Here is a 22,974-nt window from a genome sequence, read left to right as displayed (position 1 = left end):
TGTTTACCTCGATAACGTGCGGCGAATCAGGCGGGGCATTATTCACGCAATGGGCCGTCGAGAGAACCGCTTTGTTCCGCGACCTCTTTCAGCGGTAGCGCTGCAGGATGGCATCGAACTCGCCGTCCTCTTTCATCTGCACCATGGCGCGCAGCAATTGCATGGTGGGTACGTCGGGGGCATCGCGGACCAGGCAAGCGGCCAGGTCACTGGCCAACTCGTGCACCTGGTGGAGCTTCTCGGCCTGGTCGACATGGCGGTTGTACCAATGCAGGGCCAGTTCGTTGCTGATCGCATAATCGTAACGTCCGGCTGCGAGCTTGGTCAGCACCAGACCTTGTGTGCGGCCGTCGTCGCGCAGCAGTTGGCCGCTCATGAACAGTGGATGCAGGGTCGGGTAATAGAACCCCAGCACCGTACCGATGGACTGTTTGGGCAGTTTTTCCGGGGTGACCGTCTCGGGGGTACGACCTACCAGCAGATCACGCTGCACCATGAAGGGAATGCTCCACACGTACTGCGGATAGGTTTCGCTCAGCCACGCAGGGTTCACGTAGCAGCGCACGTCTATTTCGTTGTGCAACAGCGCGCGTTGCACACGCAGGCGCGGCAATACCAGCAGCTCGGCACGGCGGCCGACTTTTTCCGCCAGCCGCATGGGCAGATCGTAGAGGATTCCGCCGACTGCTTCGCCGTTGCGGATCTCGACCAGAGGCATGACACCGCTTTCGGTGATCGAGAAGCGTAGCGGGCGCTCCTGCGCGCTGCAGCAGAGGCTGAGCAGGGCAAGCACTGCAGCACACAGACGAGGGCACATGGCACGAACCAGAGAGGATTGGGCGTTGTCGGAAAGCGTAGGCCGTCTGGAGCCGGTGCGCTGCTGGTGCATGCTGTTGAGACTCCATCATCGGTTGCGGTAGACGAAAACTTCAGATTATTGTTTTAAAAGGCTTTTTATATGGGTCGATTGACTGAGCTTATTGGATTGATGGTTTCAATCAATGGGCTCTTTGGTCCATATGGGGCTACTATCCCTCCTGTAAATTTTTCAACCCTCCAAGGAGTCACTGATGTCTTTGATTAACACTCAAGTCCAGCCGTTCAAGGTCAATGCATTTCACAACGGCAAATTCATCGAAGTCACCGAAGAGAGCCTGAAGGGCAAGTGGTCGGTACTGATCTTCATGCCGGCAGCCTTCACCTTCAACTGCCCGACCGAAATCGAAGACGCCGCCAACAACTACGAAGCCTTCCAGAAGGCTGGTGCCGAGGTGTACATCGTCACCACCGACACCCACTTCTCGCACAAGGTATGGCACGAAACTTCGCCTGCCGTTGGCAAGGCTCGCTTCCCGCTGATCGGTGACCCGACTCACCAGCTGACCAACGCGTTCGGCGTACACATCGCTGAAGAAGGTCTGGCACTGCGCGGTACCTTCGTGATCAACCCGGAAGGCCAGATCAAGACCGTCGAAATCCACTCCAACGAGATCGCTCGTGACGTGGCCGAGACCCTGCGCAAGCTGCAAGCCGCCCAGTACACCGCTGCTCACCCGGGCGAAGTCTGCCCCGCCAAGTGGAAAGAAGGTGCTCAGACTCTGGCTCCTTCCCTGGACCTGGTCGGCAAGATCTAAAAACGGCCGGGAAACCACTGCGCGTCGCTGATGCTGCGTTGAAATCAGGCTCGGGCTCGTCATTTACAGCTCGTAAACTGCTCGCCCGAGCCTGATCTCGCCTTGCCTCAACACCGCTCGCTACGTTTCCCAATCCGTTTACGCGCTGATCAAATCAACAACTGATTTTGGAAGCGCGCCCGAACGCCCGGGCGTAACCCGTCCGGGCGTTTTATTGCCCGAATTTTGTCATTGAGGACTCGTTTATGTTGGACGCCACGCTTAAAACCCAGTTGAAGGCCTACCTGGAAAAGGTCAGCCTGCCGTTCGAGATCGTCGCGTCCCTCGATGACAGCGACAAATCTCAGGAGCTCAAAGGCTTGCTCGACGACATCGTCAGCCTGACCGACAAGATCACCCTGAAGACCGATGGCACCGACGCCCGCGTGCCGTCGTTCGCCCTGAATCGCCCGAATGGCAATATCAGCCTGCGTTTCGCCGGCCTGCCGATGGGCCACGAATTCACTTCGCTGGTGCTGGCCCTGCTGCAAGTCGGTGGCCACCCGTCGAAGCTGGCTGCCGACGTGATCGAGCAGATCGCCAGCCTCGAAGGTGAATTCAACTTCGAGACCTACTTCTCGCTGTCCTGCCAGAACTGCCCGGACGTGGTCCAGGCGCTGAACCTGATGGCCGTGCTCAACCCGAACATCCGCCACGTCGCCATCGACGGCGCGCTGTTCCAGGACGAGGTCGAGTCCCGTCAGATCATGTCGGTACCGAGCATCTACCTGAACGGCGAACTCTTCGGCCAGGGCCGTATGGATGCCGAGCAGATCCTCGCCAAGATCGATACCGGCGCCTCCGCCCGTGACGCTGCCAAGCTGAACGGCAAGGAAGCCTTCGACGTGCTGGTCATCGGTGGTGGTCCGGCCGGTGCCGCGGCAGCCATCTACGCCGCTCGTAAAGGCATCCGCACCGGCGTTGCTGCCGAGCGCTTCGGCGGTCAGGTGCTCGACACCATGGCCATCGAGAACTTCATCTCGGTACAGGAAACCGAAGGCCCGAAACTGGCCCGCGCCCTGGAAGAGCACGTCAAGCAGTATGAAGTCGACATCATGAACCTGCAGCGTGCCAGCGCGCTGATTCCGGCCTCCAGCGCCGGCGGTCTGCACGAAGTGAAGTTCGAGAGCGGTGCGAGCCTGAAAGCCAAGACCGTGATTCTGTCCACCGGCGCGCGCTGGAGAGAGATGAACGTGCCGGGCGAGAAGGAGTACCGCAACAAGGGCGTGGCTTACTGCCCGCATTGCGATGGCCCGCTGTTCAAGGGCAAGCGCGTGGCGGTGGTCGGCGGTGGCAACTCCGGTGTGGAAGCGGCCATCGACCTGGCTGGTATCGTCTCCGAAGTCACGCTGCTGGAATATGACAGCAAGCTGCGTGCTGACGCCGTACTGCAGAAGAAACTGTACAGCCTGCCCAACGTCAAGGTGATCACCAGCGCCCTGACCAGCGAAGTGAAAGGCGATGGTCAGAAGGTCACCGGCCTGGTCTACAAGGATCGCAACTCCGACGAGTTCGTCTCGGTAGCACTGGAAGGCATCTTCGTGCAGATCGGTCTGCTGCCTAACTCCGAGTGGCTGAAGGGCTCGGTGGAGCTGTCGGACCGTGGCGAAATCATCGTCGACGCTCGCGGCGAAACCTCGCTGCCCGGCATCTTCGCCGCAGGTGACGTGACCACCGTGCCGTACAAGCAGATCGTCATCGCCGTGGGCGAGGGCGCGAAAGCTTCGCTGAGCGCTTTCGATCACCTGATCCGTAGCTGATGCGCTGAGTCAGACGTACAAAAGGCGGGCCCTGATGGCCCGCCTTTTTCATTTCTGCTTTCCGGGGATCTTGGCAATCAACCAAGAATGGCAGCCCTCTGCCGAAGCGATCGCCGGCAAGCCGGCTCCTACGGGGCGCTGGCAGGCATGACTGTGGCGGGTGCCGCATCCGTAGGCGGTTTCATGTCAACGAGGCCCCGGTCTTGCGAGCACCCCGGTAGTGCAGCAAACCGCTTGTGGGCAATAGGTGAGCTACTCACCGAGTATCGCCGGCAAGCCGGCTCCTACGGGGCGCTGGCAGGCATGACTGTGGCGGGTGCCGCATCCGTAGGCGGTTTCATGTCAACGAGGCCCCTGTCTTGCGAGCACCCCGGTAGTGCAGCAAACCGCTTGTGGGCAATAGGTGAGCTACTCACCGAGTATCGCCGGCAAGCCGGCCCCTACGGGGCGCTGGCAGGCATGACAAGGGTAGGAGGCTTATCCGTAGGAGCCCGCTTGCGGGCGATTCGGCCGAGCGATGCAGTGCTGCCGCCGGATCGAATCGCTCAGTCGGTCTCTTCATCGCGAATCAGCACGAAGCTGGGGCCCTGCTCGTCGTCGAGCCGCTCGCAGACGAAGTACATGTCCACCTTGCCGCCAGCGGACATGATTGCCAGGTAATCGCCGGCCTGTGGAATGAAGAAGGCCTTCGAGCCCGGCTTGGCTTCGCAGGCCACCAGCGCGGTGAAGAACAGCGCCGGGTCGCTGCCATCGAAATAGTCGTCACGCTCGGCAGCGTCCCATTCCTGAGGCGGCTCGAACGGGCCGGTGAACAGGACCTTGGCATCGCCCATGTCCTGTTCTTCAGTGTCGCTATCGTCCTCATCCGGGCGATAGACCGTGCAGTCCTGTGACTCGGCGGCATCCAGCACGCGCTGGCGGTGTTGATCATCGATTAGGGACACGCTGGCTCCGAATAGCAGAAAGAATCGAGGTGTGCAGTGTGAGCCGCACCACGGTGGCCTGCAATCACCCACGTGCGATTTCCCCCGAGCGTGGAAACTGCGATGCTGGTACGACCGTGAAGCAGCATTGAGAACAACCATGAAGATCAGCTCGGATTTCGACAGCGGCAACATCCTCGTGCAGGACGCCAGCGACCCGCACAAGGTGCTGCTGACCATGCGCCCGGATCTCAACAGCCACCATTTCCAGTGGTTTCATTTCCAGGTCGAGGGCCTGACACCAGGCGCGCGCCATGATTTCAGCATCACCAACGCCGGGCAGTCGGCCTATAGCCATGCCTGGACGGGCTACAACGCGGTAGCCTCCTACGATCAGCGCACCTGGTTCCGGGTACCTAGCCGCTTCGAGGATGGCGCTCTGCATTTCGGCCTGGAGCCCGAGCATGAACACATCTGGTTCGCCTACTTCGAGCCCTACAGCCGTGAGCGGCACAGTGACCTGATCGCTCAGGCGCTGGCCTTGCCGGGTGTCGAGCTGCATGGCTGCGGGCGCAGCATCGAGGGGCGGGATATCGAGCTGCTGCGCGTGCATCGCCACCCGCAAGCGAGCCGCAAGGTGTGGATCATCGCCCAGCAGCATCCGGGCGAGCACATGGCCGAGTGGTTCATGGAGGGCATCGTCCGCCGTCTGCAGGACAGCAGCGACGTCATTCTGGATGCTCTTCTGCAGCAGGCCGATCTCTATCTGGTGCCGAACATGAACCCGGACGGTGCCTTCCGTGGCCATCTACGCACCAACGCTGCGGGGCAGGACCTCAATCGTGCCTGGCAGTCGGCCAGCCTCGAGCGCAGCCCGGAGGTGTTCTTCGTGCAGCAGGCCATGCGTGAGGTGGGCGTGGATCTGTTTCTCGATATCCACGGAGACGAAGAAATCCCCCATGTGTTCACTGCCGGCTGCGAAGGCAATCCCGGGTTCTCCGCGCGACTGGAAGCGCTGGAGAGTGAGTTCCGCAGCCGTCTGGTCGAGCGCGGTGCCGAGTTCCAGACGCGCTTCGGATACCCGCGCAGCGCACCGGGCCAGGCCAATACGGCACTGGCCTGCAACTCGGTCGGCCAGGAGTTCGACTGCCTGTCGTTCACCCTGGAGATGCCCTTCAAGGATCACGACGATACGCCGGATCCGCTGACGGGCTGGAACGGCGAGCGTTCGATGAAACTGGCCGGTGAGATGCTCGACGTGGTGGCGGAGATGGTCGATCGGCTGCGCTGATCAGGCATGCTCGTGCAGGGTGCCTTGCTCATCCTGCGCGGCCTGCAACTCCTGCAGGGTCTGCATCTTTTCGGCGATTTCCTTCTCGGCCGCAGCACGTTGCTCAGGTGGCAGGTTCTCGAGCTCTTCCTCGCTCATGCCGATTTCCTTGAGGATCTTGTCGCGCATCTTCTCGGCAGGCGACATGTCCATGTAGGCCATGAACTGGGCGAGGGCACTGTCGGCGGTCGGTTTCCCGGTCGAGCTGTCGCCACCTGTGCTGTCGGACACCTGTTGCGAGTCCTGAGCCGAGCTGTACAGATTGACCATCATCCGCGCGAAGGCTTCGTCGTAGGCCTGCTGGCTGGAGTCCGTCTGATCGCCCTTGAATCCCCTGGGCGGCGCACTGGCTTCCTGCGCCTTCTCGTGCTTGGCGAGCGATGCAGCCTCACGGCTTTGTTTGAAATCCAGCGCGTCGACACGGCTGCGCTGCAGGGGGCTTGTCGTTCCGTAATGGGTGAGCGAACCGATGCTGCTCATGGCGGACCTCCTTGGCTGTGAATCATCACTTCAGCAAGGCCTGTGCCAGCCGCTCGGTTACTGCCAGTCGATTGATTGTCAAAGGAATTATTTTTCACGTCGGGGTGCCCTGGGCATTCCCTTGCCGCTCACGGCAAGCCGCTGCCGCCCATGGCGAGGCGCTCAGCTCGGCAGGTCGAACAGGCCTTGCTGTGGTGGCGGCGGCGCTGGCAGTGCTGCGGGAGCGCTGCGCCCCTGCAACTGACGGCTGACCTGCGCACCCAGGACCTGAGGTACACGGCTGCGTTGCACCTGCCACCAGCCTGGTAGCAGGGCACGTACTTCGGGCAGGGTGAAGCGGTCGTCCATCAAATGCACAACACCACTGTCCTGTGGGGTGCGGATGACCCGGCCAGCGGCCTGTACCACTTTCTGCAGGCCGGGAAACAGGTAGGTGTAGTCGTAGCCACTGCCGAACATCTCGGCCATGCGCTGCTTGATCTGTTCGTTGATCGGGTTGATCTGCGGCAGCCCCAGAGTGGCGATGAAGGCGCCGATCAAACGGTCCCCGGGCAGGTCGATGCCTTCGCCGAAAACCCCGCCCAGCACCGCGAAGCCGATCCCCTGGCCACCCGGCCGGAAGCGCTCGAGAAACTGCTGGCGTTCGGTTTCGTCCATCTGCCGGGCCTGTACCCAGCGGGTGATCTGCGGGTGCTCGTGGTCGAACAGTTCCAGTACTTGCTGCAGGTAGGCATAGCTGCTGAAGAAGGCCAGATAATTGCCTGGGCGTTCGGCGAACTGCCGCGCCATCAGGGCGACGATGGGTGCCAATGACCGCTCGCGGTGCTGATAGCGGGTCGACAGGTTGCTCACCGCCTGGACCTGCAACTGCGCGGCCTGGAACGGCGACTCGACATCCAGCCAGGGTGTCGCTTCCGGGAGGCCGAGCAGATCCGCGTAGTAGCCGGCCGGGCTCAGGGTGGCGGAAAACAGCGTGGTGCTGTGGCTGTTCTCGAAGCGCGGGGCGAGAAAGGGCGCCGGCACGATATTGCGCAGGCACAGCACCGAATGGCTGCGCCCGCGAGGATCCGCCTTGCGACTGATGTCGAACAGCGAGTGGGGGCCGAAGGCTTCCGCCAGGCGGCAGAAGGCCATGGCGTCGAGGTAGAACTGCAGCAGTTCGCCATCATTGCCGGTGGGTTGGTCGGTCAGGTGATCGGTAAGCGCGCTGACCGCCTTCTGCAGGGAAAGAAGCAGCAGGTCCGGTGGTTGCGGATAGGTCTGGTAGTCCTCGGACAGTTCCTTGTGCAACTGCTTCCAGTGGCGGCTGATGCGTGTCAGTACGGCACTCAGGCCCTTGGGCGCGTTGCTGCGCATGGCTTCGAAGCGCCCCTGATCGAGCTCGGCGCTGTACATACGCCGGGCCCGTTCGATCAGGTTGTGGGCTTCGTCGACCAGTAGCGTCACGCGCCACTCGTTGATCAGGGTCAGGCTGTAGAGCAGGGCACTGAGGTCGAAATAATAGTTGTAGTCGCATACCACCACGTCGGCCCAGCGGGTCAGCTCCTGGCTCAGGTAATAGGGGCAGACCTGATGCTGGAGGGCGATGTCGCGCACTGCGGCCTGATCCAGCCAGGTGCACTCGACCGCGGCCTGGCGCGCGGCGGGCAGGCGGTCGTAGAAACCACGGGCCAGCGGGCAGGATTCGCCGTGACAGGCTTTGTCGGGGTGCTCGCAGGCCTTGTCCCTGGCGACATGTTCGAGTACGCGTAGTGGCAGGGTCTCGCCGCGCAGGATGTGTAGCGCGTGCAGTGCCAGCTGGCGACCCGGCGTTTTCGCGGTGAGAAAGAACAGCCGGTCCAGGCCGTTTTCCGCGAATGCCTTCAGCTGCGGGAACAGCGTGCCGAGCGTCTTGCCGATTCCGGTAGTGGCCTGGGCCATCAGGCAATGGCCATCGCGGGCCGCCCGGTAAACGGCTTCGGCCAGTTGCCGCTGGCCCAGGCGAAACTCGGCATGGGGGAAGCGCAGTTCGGCCAGCGCGCTGTCGCGTAGCTGGCGATGAGCCTGTTCCTGCTCGGCCCAGGTGATGAAGCGGCTGCACAGTTGCGCGAAGAACGCCTGCAGCTCGTCAGCCGTGCGGGTTTCGCGGAACACGCTTTCCTTCTGCGTGAGGACGTTGAAGTACACCACCGCGAGATCGATTTTCGCCAAATCACGGCTCTGGCAGAGCAGCCAGCCGTATACCCGCGCCTGCGCCCAGTGCAGTTGGCGGTGATTGTCGGGAATGCGGCTGATGTCGCCACGGTGGGTCTTTATTTCTTCGAGCAGGTTGCTGTGCGGATCGAACCCGTCGGCCCGGCCGCGTACCTGCAGGGAGCGGAATTCACCTGCCAGCGGGACTTCCGCTTCGTAGTGCTCGCCACGTCGGCTGACTACCGTGGCGTGGCCGGCCACGCCCTCCTGGGCAGTGGGTGAGGGCGTGAAACGCAGGTCGAGGTCGCCACATTTGGCGGTGAACTCGCAGAGCGCGCGCACCGCCACGCGGTAGCTCATGCGTCGGCCCACTGCACGTAGCAGACGTCCACCGGCATGCCGTGCTCGGCACAGAACGCCAGCCAGCGGCGCTGGTTGTCCTGAAGCCGATCACCCGGGCCTTTCACCTCGATCATGCGGTAGCGTTTTTCCTCGGGCCAGAACTGGATCAGGTCGGGCATACCGGCGCGATTGGCCTGGATATCGCCGAGCAGGCGCCGAAACCAGGCGCGCAAATGGGCTGCCGGCAGGCAGTCGAGGGCCTGGTCCAGCAATGCTTCGCTGAGCACGCCCCAGTGCACGAAAGGTGACTGAATGCCGAACTTGTCGCGGTAGGTGCGACGAATGCTGTGGCGGTAACGGTCATCGTCGAGTTGCTCCAGGCACGCGGCGAACAGTTCTCGCCGGCGTGGGTAGAAGTCGGCGGTGAGCAGGTCGGCCGGGCCGTGCTGGAACGGATGGAAGAAGGCGCCAGGTACGGCGGCGAATACCGCGGGCCAGCAGAGCAGGCCGAACAGGCTGCAGATCAGCGTGTTCTCGACGTAATGCACGGGGGCCTCGCTGCGCTGCAGGTGCAGTTGCACGAGCTGCTCCACCGCCAGCGACGGCAGCCTGGGCAGTTGCAGATCCAGGCGTGGCGGTGCTGGCGCCTTGGCGCGTTTCTGCGCAGGCATGCCCAATTGCCGGGTCAGGCGCACCAGGGCTCGCTCGGCTAGTTGCAGTTCGCCATCGCTGTTGGGCGCTGCGATGGCCTGGCCTGCCAGTTCGAAGGCTTCGCTGTAACGCAGGGTGCGTTCCAGTACGCGAATCTGTCGCTGCCGCGCGGCGCCGTAACGGCTGCTGGCGTATACCTGCAACGCCAGTTCGAACTCGGCACAACGTTCCAGATGCTGACCGATGCGAAACAGCAACTTGGCACGCCGCTCGGCGATATAAGGGTTGTCGTAGCGGCGGGTGTCTACACGTTCGAGCAGGTCCGCCGTGGCGTCACCGGCTTCGAACGCCTCCCGGCAGCGCTGCAGGTGGAGGTAGTCGTCGACATCCTCGCGACAGCGCAGTGCTCGCGAGTCGGGCGGAAAATCGACGCTTTCGTAGCGAAATATACCCAGATCGGCGAGCACGAACTCCGACCATTCCTGACGCAGGTTGCCGAAGAACATCAACCGCAGGCGCTCGCTCAGGTCATCGATGGTCAGGCTGTAAAGGGCATCGTCGAGAGTCGGGCACCAGGCATCGAAAGCCCGTGCCTCATCGAAGTGCTCACTGAGCTGTTCCAGCAGGTGCTCTTTGCGGGCACGTCGATCACTGAGGTTGCCGGCGAAACAGATAACGATTTCGTCCTTGCGCAGCAACGCCAGCAATTGGTCCAGCTGCAGCGCGGCATTATCGATTATCCAGCCATTGGCGATCAGCGGTGTGGCGGCCTGGCGGCAGCAGCCAATCTCCTGATAGTTCAGCTTGCTGGCACGAAAATGCACGCCTTTGCGCATGATCATGCGCACCAGCAGGGCCTGTGCCGATTCGTCGAGCGCACCGAAGCCGAGCAGGAACTCACGTTCGTTCGCGCTCAGCAGGTCGGCATGGCGTTCACCAATCCAGGTCAGCGCCTTGTGGAAGTTGTGCAGATAATAGAAACGTGGATCGTTCGACGCTGACATGAGCTAAAGCTGGATACTGGTTTTATATACAGATATCAGGCCGCTTCTCGTTTGACAATCCGCAGGAGATGAACGGGGTCGCACAACATGCTGTCCCTTGCCACCGCTGGCGGACTACACTGCACGTCCATCGCCGCTGTGAACGCTGCATCATGAACAGCCAGTTAGCCCCTCTCTCCGCAAGCACCTTGACCGAGCGTCACTACGAGATGCTGGTTCAGGCAGTGGTCGATTACGCGATCTTCATGCTCGATACGCATGGCCGCATCGTCTCCTGGAATGCTGGTGCTGCTCGCATCAAGGGCTACGATGCCGCAGAGGCCGTCGGCCAGCATCTGTCCCTGTTCTATACCGAAGAGGACCGGCAGGCGGGCAAGCCCAGGCTGCTCATGGAAAGGGCACTTCAGGATGGGCGCTCCCAGGATGAAGGCTGGCGAGTTCGCAAGGACGGCACGCGCTTCTGGGCCCTGGTGGCCATCGATGCGATTCGCGATGAGCGCGGTGAAATCATCGGGCTGGCCAAGATTACCCGAGACATCACTGAGCGCCACGAGGCGGATTTGCGCTACGACGGTCTGCGCGCACAGCTCTTCCAGGCGCAGAAGCTGGAGGCTCTGGGCCAGCTGAGTGGCGGTATGGCGCACGATTTCAACAATCTGCTGACCATCATTCTCAGTGCTGCCAAGCTGGCTAGCCGTGCCGCTAGTCCGGAACGACTGGCCAGCCTGCTGGCGAGCATTCAGGATGCAGGCGAGCGTGGCGCGCAGATGACCCGCAACCTGTTGACCTTCGCCCGTTGCGAGCAGATGCCCAGCCGTCTCGTCGATCTCGATGAGTTACTCGACACGGCACACACCTTCGTCAGTCAGGCATTGCCGAAGACGATGAGCCTGGAAATGCAGTTCGCGCCAGGATTACATCAGGTCGAGCTGGACCCCAGCCAGTTGGAGATGGCGCTGCTCAATCTGATTCTCAATGCACGCGACGCCATGTCCGCGACAGGCGTTATCAGGCTGCAGGCACAGAATCGTGTGCTTTCAGGGGAGCTGGACGATTTGCACGGGGCGTTCGTGTCGATTTCAGTGATCGACGAGGGCGTAGGCATCGACCCGGCGATCCGTTCACGGCTGTTCGAACCTTTTTTCACCACCAAGGACGTTGGCAAGGGAACTGGACTGGGGCTTAGTCAGGTCTACGGTTTTGCCCGTCAGGCGGGTGGCGGTGTACATGTGGAAAGCACGCTGGGGCAGGGGGCAAGGGTAACGCTTTACTTGCCGGCAGCCATCGAGCAAGCGACAGATGAACGTGCGTGAACATGCTAGTATTGCGAATCGCCTTTTCTATCAGTGCGTTAACGCCTGGGAAGAGCACATTAAAGCCTAGGTTACCGTTGCGTAACTTCGATTGAGGCAGGCCAGAACTTGGAACAGCTACAACGCCTTCAAAGTGGGATCGATGGACTGGACGCGCTGCTCAAGGGCGGACTGGTAGCCGGGGCATCCTATATCGTTCAGGGGCGCCCAGGTTCGGGCAAGACCATTCTCGCCAACCAGATCGCGTTCAATCATGTGCGTGATGGTGGCCGCGTGCTGGTGGCCACTCTGCTGGCCGAATCCCATGAAAGGCTCTTTCAGTTCCTCTCCACGATGACCTTCTTCGACCCAACCAAGGTCGGTGCGGAAATCCAGTTCGTCAGTGCGTTCGATACGCTGGAGAACGAGGGGCTGGACGAGGTCGTCAAGCTGTTGCGTCGTGAAATCAGTCGCCAGAAAGCGACGCTGTTGATCGTCGATGGTCTGCTCAATGCCCGCTCCAAGGCGGAAAATCAGATCGACACCAAGAAATTCATTTCCGAGTTGCAGGGGCACGCGGCTTTCGCCGGTTGCACCGTGCTGTTTCTGACCAGTTCTCGCCTTGATGACGGTAGCCCGGAGCACACCATGGTCGATGGCGTGATCGAACTGGGCGAAGAGCTGTTCGGGGCACGCTCGGTACGCCGCATTCACTTGCGCAAGACCCGAGGCAGCGGTGCGCTGTCTGGGCTGCACGAGTGCGAGATCACCGACGATGGCCTGGTGATCCACCCGCGCCTGGAGAGCCTGTACAGCAAGCCGAGTCAGGACGACAGCGCGACGTTGGCGCGGATTTCCAGTGGCATTCCAAGCCTGGACAGCCTGATCGGTGGAGGCCTGTCGGAATCCTCGGTCACCTTGATCATGGGCCCCGCCGGCGTCGGCAAGACCACTCTGGGCATGAATTTCCTCGCTCAGTCCACTGTCGAGGCCCCAGGCCTGCATTTCGGCTTCTACGAGACGCCACAGCGGCTGCGCCTCAAAGCGGCGGCACTGGGCATCGATCTGCGCGCCATGGAAGAGTCCGGTGCGCTGCATATCATGTGGCAGCCAACCACCGAAGGATTGCTCGACGGCCTTGGCGCGCGGGTGATCAACGCCGTCAGAGACAAAGGCATCAAGCGGCTGCATATCGACAGCCTCGGCGGTATGGCGCGTGTAGCTACCAGCAGCGCGCGTCTTGTCGAGTTCTTCAGCGCGCTGATGAGCCAACTGCGCGCGATGGGCGTCACGGTTTTCGCCACATGGGAAATGCGCGATCTGTTCGCTGCCGAGATCAATGCGCCGGCCCCGGAGCTGTCGAGCATCGTCGACAATCTGGTTCTCATGCGTTTCGTGGAAAAGGAGGCTGAACTAAAGCGCCTGCTTTCCATACTTAAGATGAGGGATAGCTATTACGATTCCTCCCTCCTGGAAGTGGTCATCAGCGATCATGGTATTGAACTCAGCAAGGCATTCAAGAATGCGGCAGGCGCCTTGTCGGGGAACGCCGTGCCGGCGCAAGACGCCTGATCGAGCCTATTGACTATGACAACCATCCTGATAGTCGACGATGAATACCTGATTGCGGATATTCTCGGCTATGCCATGGAAGACGAAGGCTACATGGTGGTGAAGGCGAGCAACGGTCGCAAGGGGTTGGAGGTGCTCGACCGCGAACGCCCCGAACTGGTCATTACCGATTTCATGATGCCAATCATGGATGGCCTCGAATTCGCCCGTGCAATTCGGGCGCGGCCCGCATCCGGCGACCTGCCGATCATTCTCATGAGCGGCGCCCAGGGCAGTGTCGGACGGGCCAGCCCGGAACTCTTCGCTGCGGTGTTCGACAAGCCCTTCGATATCAATCAGGTCATCGCCAAGGTCAAGGAACTGATCGGCCCGAGCTGATCAATACCGCCCCCCAGTTGCGCTGACCACCTCGCTTTTATAACGCCCCTCTTTCTGGAACATGGCTCGTGCACCGGTGTCGAAGGCTGTTATGCGCCGTGGCTCTCGAGTCGAGCCTGCGGCAGTCCATTGCGTCGAGAGCGGTTATCCATGGATGAGGTTGTAGTACGGGTTGCCAATGGCGCCCGGGAGCCGAGCGCCGGTCTGGCCGTTTTCCTGCCGCTGCTGGATAACGCCGATCGCGGCGTGGGCTCGTGTGGATTTGCGCGAATGGAACCTGCAAAAGTTTTCTCTCGGCGACACACGTTGGTTGCCCGCGGATGGTCCCCATGCGCATATTGATCTGCAGTGATGAATCGGATCTGTTGCTGCCACTGCTCGCACCTCTGGGCTTCACCTTCGAGGTCTGCCCTGGTCTGGGGAGGCTGAGCGAATCCCTGGCCAGCGATATCAGCGCCGTATTGATCGCCGAAGAGGCGGTCCACGATCAGGGGCATGCGTTAGAGCAAATCCTCCAGTCGTCCACTCCCGTCATCTTACTGGCAGCGGCCAACCCTGCGCAGCAGCCAACAGCGGTCGATGGTTATGGTGCCGTATTGCTGGAGCGCCCATTCACCTCGCGTTCGCTTTGCAGTTGCCTGTCCGTTTTGACCGAGCGTGCGCGTGGCGCGCTTCTGGTCGGCGATCGCAGCGCGGGTGAACTGGCCCTGCTGCAAAGTCAGAAGATGGACGCTGTCGGCTCGTTGACCGGTGGCATCGCCCATGATTTCAATAACATGCTCACCGGTATCATCGGCGCGCTCGACATCATGAAGCGCCGCGTGGTGAGCGGTCGTCTGGAAGGGATCGAACGTTTCATCGAGGCTGCCAGCGTTTCCGCGGACCGAGCGAGCGCCCTGACTCAGAGATTGCTGACCTTTTCTCTTCGCCAGCCTCTGGATGCCCGACCGGTGGCGGTGAGTTCATTGATCGATTCGCTGGAGTCACTCATCCGGCGTACGGTCAGTGACGGCATCTCGCTGCAGGGCGACTATCAGCACGCCGATGCTCGCGTCCTGGCCGATGCCCGGCAGCTGGAAAATGCCATTCTCGACCTTGCCGTCAACGCCCGTGACGCCATGCCCGGTGGCGGGCAGTTGAGGTTGCATACTTCACTGGTCGATCTGGCCGAGGGAGATAGGGCGGCGCTGCCTGACCTTTCGCCAGGGCGCTATCTGGTCATCGCGCTTGCGGATACCGGTTCCGGCATGAGCAGCGATACGCTTGAGAAGGTTTTCGATCCGTTCTTCACCACCAAGTCCGTTGGCCAGGGCAGCGGTCTCGGTCTTTCCATGGTGCACGGTTTCGCACGGCAGAGCGGCGGCCAGGCGACCATCCACAGTGAGCCAGGTGTTGGTACCACGGTGCGCCTGTTTCTGCCTGCTTGTGAGGCGGTCGACCACCAGGCGGTGGTGGCGCCTGTGCGCAAAGCGGGTCATCGGGTTTTGCTGGTCGAGAGTGACTCCGCGGTGCGTCTGCTGGTTTGCGAAGTGCTTGGCGAGATGGGTCATGAAGTCGTCAACGCCACCGAGCCGCAGGCCGCCATCGACCTGCTGAGCGCGGGTGCCTCATTCGATCTGTTGGTCTCGGACGCAAGCCTCGCAGGGATGACCGGCTCGGAGCTGGCGGATATCGCTCGCGGCTATCGGCCAGATTTGCCGGTGTTGTTGATCTTCGCTGAGGTGAATGCCGAATCGGCCATTCTGGGGCAGGGCGTAAGAACCATCGGCAAGCCCTTCTCCATACGTGAGTTGAGTGAAACCCTGCACGACCTTTTGCCAGGTAGGCGCTAGGCTCGGTGCAGTGCTTTCAGCCGTAAAGGTTGATGGCGGCTTTGCCTTGGCGAAGCCGCCTGTCGCCCATCACTTTCCGGTTGTCAGGCTCCGTCTCGACCGCTCTGTTGCCAGGCTTGGCGGCCTCTCGGCAACTTTTTCCCAGGAAAGCATCGCCGCGCGGAATCAAAGCGTTGCTCCGTAGTCCTAAACCCTGACAACGAAAAGGCGGTAGCCCATATCGCCACCTCCAGCCTCTTGAAGTGCTGGTCTGGACGTCGATCCGTTTGCAGTACCAATGCCATTTTCCCTGCGTGCTCCCGGTGAGCGGGCAGAGGGGATCCGGTGATTGCGTCAGGGTAGGGATGCTTGCTGTATGCGCCAGCCATGATCGGCTTCTGGTGGCGTGCAGGCGCTTGCGGTTGGGCTGATAACTGCCTGCGTCTATCAATTCAATGTCGCCGTACCACTATGGCGATTGTGGGGGAGATATTAACCATTGAACGGTAATCACAGCCTATGAAAATGTTGAAGGAATCCCTCAAGAAGGTATTGCCCCGCGACAGCATCGATAACCTGAAAGGGTTGCAGAAGAAACTGTCCATGGGCTGGATCCGTGCGCTGTCACGGTCGGCCACACTGCGGCGCTTCCACTATTCGTTCTTCTCGTCGGCGTTCGATCGTGAAGCGTATGCCGTGGTGGTCGGGCACCTGCAGCACGAGGAAAATCTATCCGGTGCCGAGCCGGTCAACTACTTCCTGCGCCGTGCCGTGCACCGTATTGAGAAGGGCCTGATCATGCAGCCCCGGCGCGAAGTGTTCGCCCTGGACTACATCGGCGACACCGTGGACAGCTACATCGCCTCGCTCAACGGCAACGTGGATCGCGACGAAGTCAGCTGGGCTCACGATGTGCTCGCCGAGTACTTCACCGTGACCGGCGAACACCCGGTGATCAACAGGGCCCGCGAGAAATTCGCTCGCCTCGAGCGCCCGGTCAGCTCGCCAGGCAGCTTGCGCAATCCCGATACCGAGCGGGTACCTTTCGCCGCTGACGTGAGCACGCCGAGCGTCGATTACACCGCCATGCGTAAACTGTCGATGAAGCGCCGCTCGGTTCGCTGGTATCAGGATCGTCCGGTTCCGCGCGAGGTGATCGACAAGGCCGTGGAAGTCGCCGTGCAGTCGCCGAGTGCCTGTAACCGTCAGCCGTACCGCTTCCTGATCTTCGATGACGCCGCTTCCGTGGCGCAGGCGTCGCGTCTGCCGATGGGCGTTGCCGGTTTCGATCACAACTTCCCGGCCATCGTTGCCGTGGTGGGGCGTCTGCGTGCCTACCCGCACGTGCGTGATCGCCATGTGATCTACATCGACGGCGCGCTGGCCGCGATGTCCTTCATGTTCGCGCTGGAGACGCAGGGCGTGTCGTCCTGTTCGATCAACTGGCCGGACATTCCCGAGCGCGAGCAAGCGGCGGCCAAGCTGCTCAAGCTCGACCCGGACGAGCGCATCGTCATGTTCATCTCTCTGGGCTATGCGGCGGACACCGGTCTGGTGCCGTACTCGCAGAAGCTGTCGCTGGATGAAGCCCGCAGCTACGGGCACCTGGAGACGTCCAGCCGATGAGTGCCACGCGTGTCCAGGAGGGCATGAAGTACCTCCTCAACTCTGGCTGGATGCTGGCCGAGAAGTTCTTGATGCTGGCCATCGGCCTGGCGACCACCGTGGTACTGGCCCGTTACCTGGGGCCCGAAGATTTCGGTTACCTCAATTACGCACTCGCGCTGCTGGGGCTGCTCAGCATCGTGGTGCACCTGGGGTTGACCGGCCTGGTGGTCAAGGAACTGCGCAGCAACCCGGATAACGAAGACCAGATTCTCTCGACGGTATTCGTGATCAAGGTGGGCTGCTCGGTGATCGCCTTCGCGATCATGATGGGCACCTACCTGATCGGCAACGACCAGAATTTCCTGGTGCTGCTGTTCACCGCTCTGGCGCTGTTCTTCACGCCGTTCGAGATGCTCATCGACTGGTTCCAGGCGCGGGTTCAGGCCAAGTATGCAGCAGTGGCCGGCTTCGTCGGGCAGCTCGGTGGCAACGGCCTGAAGATGATCCTGGCCATCGCCGGTGCCGGTTTGGTGTATATCGCCCTGGCCCACGTGGTGGTGGTGATGGTCACCTCGGCGATCCTGGTCTGCTATGCGGTGATGCTCAAGCGCGAGTTCCGCTTCGACTTTTCCTGGACCCTGGGCAAGACCCTGCTCAAGAAAAGCCTGCTGATCTTCCTCGGTTCGCTGTCGGCGGTGATCTACCTCAAGGTCGATCAGATCATGCTGCAGTACATGCTCGGCGAGTACTCGGTGGGTGTGTATTCGGCGGCTTCGCGGCTGTCGGAAGCCTGGTACCTGATTCCGACCATCCTCATGGCGTCGGTCTTCCCGAAGATGATCGACCTCAGCAAGACCGATACGGCGGGCTACAACCGTTTCATGCAGGTGTCGCTGGATGTGTTGTTCTTCATGGCGTTCGGCCTGGCGGTCGTGGTGTTCTTTCTCTCCGACTGGATCATCCTGACGCTCTATGGCGAGCAGTACGCCGATGCCGGTCCGGTGCTGGCTATCCATATCTTCGCGGCGACCTTCGTGTTCATGCGCGCGCTGTTCAGCAAGTGGATCATCATCGAAGAGGCCTTCATCTTTTCCCTGGTCACCCAGGGCCTGGGAGCCGTGAGCAACATCGTGCTCAATTACTTCCTCATCCAGAGCCATGGTGTCGTCGGCTCGGCCTGGGCGACGCTGATTTCCTATTCCATCGCCGGTTACGTGAGCCTGCTGCTGTCACGCAAGACACGGCCGCTGTTCATCATGATGACCAAGAGTATTTTCCTGCACGTGTTCATTAGCGTGCCCCAGTTGATTCGTGAATTCAGGAGAACGTGATATGTACGTCGAGATTCGCAAAGCCGGTTTCGTCAACAAGGGGGCTGCACTGATGCTGCACGCTGCCCTGCAGCAGGTACAGAAGAACCTTCCCAGCGCCAAGGTGGTGATGGAGCCTGGCCGTGCCAAGAGCCCTTATCCCTACGTCAACCGTGCATCCCTGGGCCTGTATCAGAAAGCCTGGCTGTGGCGCGCCGGCATCCCCTTCGGCGACCTGGCGGCACTGGTGCCGGCCGGTATTCGCGAGCAGTACGGTGTGGTGCTCGACAAGGAAGTGAACGTGGTGCTCGATGCCGCTGGCTTCGCCTACAGCGATCAGTGGGGCCCGGACCTTTCCGAAGAGCTGGCGCGTTCCAGCAAGCGCTGGAAGAAGAACGGCAGCAAGGTGATTCTGCTGCCGCAGGCATTCGGCCCGTTCCGCGATCAGAAGAGCAAGGATGCGGTCAGGGCGTTCCTCGACAACTGCGATCTGGTTTTCGCCCGCGAACAGGTGTCCTACGACTACCTCACCGAGGTCGTTGGCGAGCGTGACAACATCAAGATAGCACCCGATTTCACCAATCTGATCAGTGGCACGCTACCGTCCTATTTCGATCCTGACGTTCATCAGGTCTGTGTGGTGCCCAACTGCCGCATGCTCGACAAGACCGGTGACAGCGTCGCCAAGGGCTATGTGCCGTTCCTGCAGCGCGCGACCAAGATGCTGGTCGAGCGCGGCGCCAAGCCGTTCCTGCTGATTCACGAAGGCGAGGGCGATGCCCGGGTCGCCGAGCAGGTGTCGCAGGCCGTGGGTGGGCTGCCGATCCTGCGCGAGACCGATCCGCTGGCGATCAAGGGCATTCTCGGCGCCTGTCGCGGCACCTTGGGTAGCCGTTTCCACGGTTTGGTCAGTTCGCTGTCGCAAGGTGTGCCATCGCTGGCCACGGGGTGGAGCCACAAGTACCAGATGCTGTTCGCCGACTACGGGTTTGCCGAAGGCGTGCTGAACATCAACCTGAGCGACGAGGAGCTTTCCAGTGCCCTCGATTACCTCACTGATCCGGCTCAGATGCAGGCGCTCTCCACTCGTCTGCACGCGCATTCCGCAGAACTCAAGACCCGCACTCAGGCCATGTGGGATGAGGTGTTCGCCTTGATCGCGCAGAGCCATGGCGTGCGCAGCGAGAAACCGCTGGCGGTGGCCACGGGGCGCTAGGATCGATAAGGGCCGGCCCGCTCTGCGTCGGGCCGCACCCTAAGCCCCGAACGTTGATGCGCTGCAACGAAAAACGCCCCGGCTGATCACTCAGTCGGGGCGTTTTCCGTTCTAACGCGAGGGCGTCAGGACTTGCGGTCGTAGGCGCCTTGCTCGGTAACCGCTACCTTGCGGTCTATACCGTTACGCATGATGTAGTAGAAGAACCGCGGGATACCGATGATGTAACGGCTGAACAGGCGACGCGGCTCCATCAGCAGGCGATACGCCCACTCCATACCGAACTTGCGAACTACCGCCGGCGCACGACTGAAGCGCTGCGCCGCGAAGTCGAGAATCGCGCCACCGCAGATCATCAGAGCAGGGCGGCCGAGGTCACGCTGCAGGCTCACAGCGACTTCTTCCTGGCGAGGCATGCCCATGCCCATGACGATCAAGGGGATCTTTTCCGGTTGCAGGTGCTCACGCACGAATTCGAGGTAGCGCTCGGTCGGCTGGAAGCCGTCGATCGCGTGAAACGTACGATCGCCGAATAGCGCGCTGGCACCCAGGTTGACCCAGGGCTCGCTGGTGCCCATGGCGAACAGCTGGTAGCTGTCGCTGTGTTCGCTTTCGAGCAGGTGACGGATCAGGCTGGGAATGAAATCGGTGCCGTTGAGGTTGGCACCTGGCGCCAGGCCATTGAGCGAGCAGGCCAGTTTTACACCGATGCCGTCGCGCAGCAGGTAATTGACCTTGAGGAAGTGACGGCGTGCTTCCGTATCGTTCTGGACGATGTTGTAGCCGTGCTGATTGAGGAAGCCGAGGATCGTTGGCTTCTTCGGCGTGCTCAGTTCGTCGAGCAGTGGAGTCACGTCGTCTTCTTCCAACAACTTCAGTTTATGGATCAAAGGATCGTGCAGTTTCAGTTGTGAAGTTTTCACAGGCGAGCCTCGTTGTCGGAAAGTGATGGAGTTATCCGGTATCTGTTCAAGTGGGCTTCGCGCTTTGCTTATTCTTGTAAATATCCATTTTCTCAGCGAAATGAAGGAGCTATCCGTCGCCCTGTTAGTCGTGATTGGTGATCCCAAAGGTCGCGAATCACACCTCCTGCTGGGCTCGACTCGGGCCCTTGCATGCGGCTGAAAAGAACTACCGGCGTTGTCGCTGCAGCGCTTACCTTTTTCAACAACTTGCTATCTTCGATGAGCCAGCGCCGCCCGCAACGGCGCGGCGCTGGAAGCCCATCAGGCTGCAGAAACCTTGAGTTCCTTCACCCGACCGTAGTTGTCGGAGAAGCGGATGATGTCGTCCTCGCCGAGGTAGGTCCCCGACTGCACCTCGATCAGCTCCAGCGGAATCATGCCCGGGTTTTCCAGGGCGTGAATCTGGCCGATGGGAATGTAGGTCGACTGGTTCTCGGTGACCATATAGGTCTCGTCACCATTGGTCACCTGCGCGGTGCCGCTGACCACGATCCAGTGCTCGGCACGGTGGTGGTGCATCTGCACCGACAGCTTGGCGCCCGGTTTCACGGTGATGCGTTTGACCTGATAGCGCGCACCGTGATCGATGGAGTCGTACATGCCCCACGGGCGGTACACTTCACGATTGTTGAGATGCTCGCCACGCTCGTCGCGCTTGAGCTGCTCGACGATACGTTTGACCTCCTGGGCCTTGTCCTTGTGGGCGACCATGATCGTGTCCTTGGTTTCGACGATGATCAGGTTCTCGACGCCCACGGTAGTGACCAGGCGATAGTCGGCATGCACGTAGTTGTTGTGGCTATCGTGGCTGAGCACGTCGCCCTTGTGCACGTTGCCCTGTTCGTCCTTGTCGCTGACGTCCCACAGCGCTGACCAGGAGCCGATATCGCTCCAGCCGGCATCCAGTGGCACCATCACCGCGTCTTCGGTTCGTTCCATCACGGCGTAGTCGATGGAGTCTTCCGGGCAGGCGGCGAATGCCTCCTTGCCGATACGCACGAAGTGCATGTCCTGCTCGCTCTGCGCGGTAGCACGGCGGCAGGCGTCGAGGATTTCCGGCTGCCAGCGCTGCAGCTCTTCCAGGTAACGGCTGGCACGGAACATGAACATCCCGCTGTTCCAGAAGTGCTCGCCGGAAGCCAGGTAGCGCTCGGCGGTCTCGCTGTCCGGCTTCTCCACGAAGCTCTGTACGGTGAAGCCACCTTCACCGGCCGATGCACCCTTTTGCACGTAGCCGTAGCCGGTTTCCGCATGGGTCGGCACGATGCCGAAGGTCACCAGCTTGCCGGCCTGGGCGAAGGGCAGGGCGGTTTCGACGGCGCGGTGGAAGGCGCTGACATCCTTGATCAGATGGTCGGCAGCCAGCACCAGCAGTACCGGGTCGTGCTCCTTTTCCAGCGCCTTGATAGCCGCCAGGGCGACCGCTGGCGCGGTGTTGCGACCGACCGGCTCGAGCAGGATGCTGGCGTTCTCGATGCCCAGAGCGCGCAGCTGTTCGGCGGCGAGGAAGCGATGTTCCTCGTTGCAGATCAGGCATGGCTGGCTGACCTGCAAGCCTTCCAGACGGCGAATGGTCGCCTGCAGCATGGACAACGAATCGTCGGCGATGGGCAGGAACTGCTTGGGGTTGAGTTGGCGCGAAAGCGGCCAGAGGCGCGAGCCGTTACCACCAGAAAGAATGACAGGAATCATCGTGGAGCTCCTCCCATGAAGAGTGATTGCCTAAGTTTGAATTCCCTGAGCAGGATCGGCAGGATGCGGAACGCGTCGTGCGCGTAGCGCCCTACCAGTCGACGAGGTTCGGTGAAAGCGCGGTGCAGCCACTCCAGCGAGTAGCGTTGCATCCACAGCGGAGCGCGACGAATTCTTCCGGACAGGAAGTTGATCGAGGCACCCACGCACAGACCGATGCCGACAGCCTGATCGGTTTCGAAGATTTTCTGCGCGAGGATTTCCTGGCGCGGGCAGCCCACCGAGAGCACCACCAGATTGGATGGGTGTTCGATGACGAAGGACAGGCACGCCTGGATCGCTTCTTCGCTGTTGATGAAACCCATCGGTGGGTTGTGATGGTGAAAGGTGATGTGTGGGTAGCGTGCTCGCAGATGCTGGATGTCTTCATCCTCGCAACCGATCACGGTGACGTTCCAGGCGCGCTGCTCGGCGATGTCGATCAGCTCTTCGGTGAGCGTGCTGCCGGGAATGGCATCTTCCACGGGAACTCTGAGCATGCGCAGCAGGGGCAGCAATACACGGCTGTCGCAGATGCGGTGGCGGGCCACCGCGTAAGAGCGTTTGAGGTCGTGGTCGGTTTCCAGCTGCACGATGTGATTCACGTTGGGTGTCACGACGTAGCTGTACCTGTCGGTGCTGTGCTCGACCAAGTCCTCGACCAGGCGATCCTTGGAGCCAGCGTAGAACTCGATGTCAAAGGCTTTCATCAACACCTCTTTGCGCCACTTGCGCGAATTGCGGATGGGCAACGGT

The 22,974-nt window shown here is 61.1% G+C and carries 18 protein-coding genes; 10 read left to right on the top strand and 8 right to left on the bottom strand.

Annotation, left to right across the window (positions count from 1 at the left end; translation table 11 throughout):
- Positions 1-88: 88 nt before the first annotated feature.
- Positions 89-889: a substrate-binding periplasmic protein gene (locus QRN22_RS13155; protein ID WP_231570109.1), complete on the bottom strand. Its 801-nt coding sequence runs from the start codon at positions 887-889 to the stop codon at positions 89-91.
- Between the two features lie 181 nt (positions 890-1,070).
- Here QRN22_RS13155 and ahpC point away from each other — a divergent pair, with 181 nt between their 5' ends.
- Together ahpC and ahpF are read left to right on the top strand one after the other, a co-directional pair.
- A complete protein-coding gene (gene ahpC / locus QRN22_RS13150) occupies positions 1,071-1,634 on the top strand; it encodes an alkyl hydroperoxide reductase subunit C (RefSeq protein WP_042552238.1) in 564 nt (187 codons plus the stop codon).
- Positions 1,635-1,879: 245 nt separating this feature from the next.
- Positions 1,880-3,433 carry an alkyl hydroperoxide reductase subunit F gene (gene ahpF, locus QRN22_RS13145; RefSeq protein WP_042552239.1) on the top strand — a complete coding sequence of 518 codons (1,554 nt, stop codon included), beginning with the start codon at positions 1,880-1,882 and terminating at the stop codon, positions 3,431-3,433.
- Between the two features lie 545 nt (positions 3,434-3,978).
- Here the strand turns inward: ahpF and QRN22_RS13140 are convergent.
- Positions 3,979-4,377: a hypothetical protein gene (locus QRN22_RS13140; RefSeq protein WP_052493885.1), complete on the bottom strand. Its 399-nt coding sequence runs from the start codon at positions 4,375-4,377 to the stop codon at positions 3,979-3,981.
- Between the two features lie 139 nt (positions 4,378-4,516).
- Between QRN22_RS13140 and QRN22_RS13135 the strand changes: the two genes are divergently transcribed.
- Positions 4,517-5,647, top strand: coding sequence for a M14 family metallopeptidase (locus QRN22_RS13135; RefSeq protein ID WP_042556852.1), 1,131 nt, complete (start codon positions 4,517-4,519; stop codon positions 5,645-5,647).
- On the opposite strand, the gene QRN22_RS13130 is transcribed toward QRN22_RS13135, so the two are convergent.
- From QRN22_RS13130 to QRN22_RS13120, 3 genes are all read right to left on the bottom strand, one after another.
- Complete coding sequence (locus QRN22_RS13130; RefSeq protein ID WP_052493884.1) at positions 5,648-6,166, bottom strand: hypothetical protein; 519 nt, start codon at positions 6,164-6,166, stop codon at positions 5,648-5,650.
- 162 nt (positions 6,167-6,328) lie between these two features.
- Entirely contained in the window at positions 6,329-8,698 is a 2,370-nt protein-coding gene (locus QRN22_RS13125; RefSeq protein ID WP_042556851.1) for an ATP-dependent DNA helicase, read from the bottom strand.
- Positions 8,695-10,335 carry a VRR-NUC domain-containing protein gene (locus tag QRN22_RS13120; RefSeq protein WP_042556850.1) on the bottom strand — a complete coding sequence of 547 codons (1,641 nt, stop codon included), beginning with the start codon at positions 10,333-10,335 and terminating at the stop codon, positions 8,695-8,697. Before QRN22_RS13120 ends, QRN22_RS13125 begins: the two co-directional genes overlap by 4 nt.
- A gap of 152 nt (positions 10,336-10,487) precedes the next feature.
- On the opposite strand from QRN22_RS13120, the gene QRN22_RS13115 reads away from it, so the two are divergent.
- The 7 genes from QRN22_RS13115 to QRN22_RS13085 all read left to right on the top strand — a co-directional run bounded on the left by QRN22_RS13115 (position 10,488) and on the right by QRN22_RS13085 (position 19,522).
- Complete coding sequence (locus tag QRN22_RS13115) at positions 10,488-11,648, top strand: two-component system sensor histidine kinase NtrB (RefSeq protein WP_042556849.1); 1,161 nt, start codon at positions 10,488-10,490, stop codon at positions 11,646-11,648.
- 108 nt (positions 11,649-11,756) lie between these two features.
- Positions 11,757-13,199: an ATPase domain-containing protein gene (locus QRN22_RS13110; protein ID WP_042556848.1), complete on the top strand. Its 1,443-nt coding sequence runs from the start codon at positions 11,757-11,759 to the stop codon at positions 13,197-13,199.
- Positions 13,200-13,214: 15 nt separating this feature from the next.
- Positions 13,215-13,577, top strand: coding sequence for a response regulator (locus tag QRN22_RS13105; RefSeq protein WP_042556847.1), 363 nt, complete (start codon positions 13,215-13,217; stop codon positions 13,575-13,577).
- A 329-nt stretch (positions 13,578-13,906) separates the two neighbouring features.
- Positions 13,907-15,409 (top strand): ATP-binding protein, encoded by a 1,503-nt coding sequence (locus QRN22_RS13100; RefSeq protein WP_052493883.1) that lies wholly within the window; start codon positions 13,907-13,909, stop codon positions 15,407-15,409.
- A gap of 498 nt (positions 15,410-15,907) precedes the next feature.
- Positions 15,908-17,014 carry a nitroreductase family protein gene (locus QRN22_RS13095; RefSeq protein WP_052493882.1) on the top strand — a complete coding sequence of 369 codons (1,107 nt, stop codon included), beginning with the start codon at positions 15,908-15,910 and terminating at the stop codon, positions 17,012-17,014.
- The gene (locus tag QRN22_RS13090; RefSeq protein ID WP_042556846.1) at positions 17,011-18,327 is read left to right on the top strand and encodes a flippase; all 1,317 of its coding nucleotides are present in this window, start codon (positions 17,011-17,013) and stop codon (positions 18,325-18,327) included. Before QRN22_RS13095 ends, QRN22_RS13090 begins: the two co-directional genes overlap by 4 nt.
- Position 18,328: 1 nt before the next feature.
- Positions 18,329-19,522, top strand: a complete 1,194-nt coding sequence (locus tag QRN22_RS13085; protein WP_042556845.1) for a polysaccharide pyruvyl transferase family protein — start codon at positions 18,329-18,331, stop codon at positions 19,520-19,522.
- A 125-nt stretch (positions 19,523-19,647) separates the two neighbouring features.
- Here the strand turns inward: QRN22_RS13085 and QRN22_RS13080 are convergent, their stop codons facing one another.
- From QRN22_RS13080 to QRN22_RS13070, 3 genes are all read right to left on the bottom strand, one after another.
- Positions 19,648-20,445, bottom strand: coding sequence for a WecB/TagA/CpsF family glycosyltransferase (locus QRN22_RS13080; RefSeq protein WP_042556844.1), 798 nt, complete (start codon positions 20,443-20,445; stop codon positions 19,648-19,650).
- A 303-nt stretch (positions 20,446-20,748) separates the two neighbouring features.
- Complete coding sequence (locus QRN22_RS13075; RefSeq protein ID WP_042556843.1) at positions 20,749-22,179, bottom strand: mannose-1-phosphate guanylyltransferase/mannose-6-phosphate isomerase; 1,431 nt, start codon at positions 22,177-22,179, stop codon at positions 20,749-20,751.
- Positions 22,176-22,928: a WecB/TagA/CpsF family glycosyltransferase gene (locus QRN22_RS13070; protein ID WP_042556854.1), complete on the bottom strand. Its 753-nt coding sequence runs from the start codon at positions 22,926-22,928 to the stop codon at positions 22,176-22,178. Before QRN22_RS13070 ends, QRN22_RS13075 begins: the two co-directional genes overlap by 4 nt.
- Positions 22,929-22,974: the final 46 nt, after the last annotated feature.

The sequence above is a fragment of the Pseudomonas sp. MEJ086 genome (assembly GCF_030209025.1).
GTDB classification, from domain to species: Bacteria; Pseudomonadota; Gammaproteobacteria; order Pseudomonadales; family Pseudomonadaceae; genus Aquipseudomonas; species Aquipseudomonas fulva_A.
This window is presented reverse-complemented; position numbering and strand designations above follow the sequence as displayed.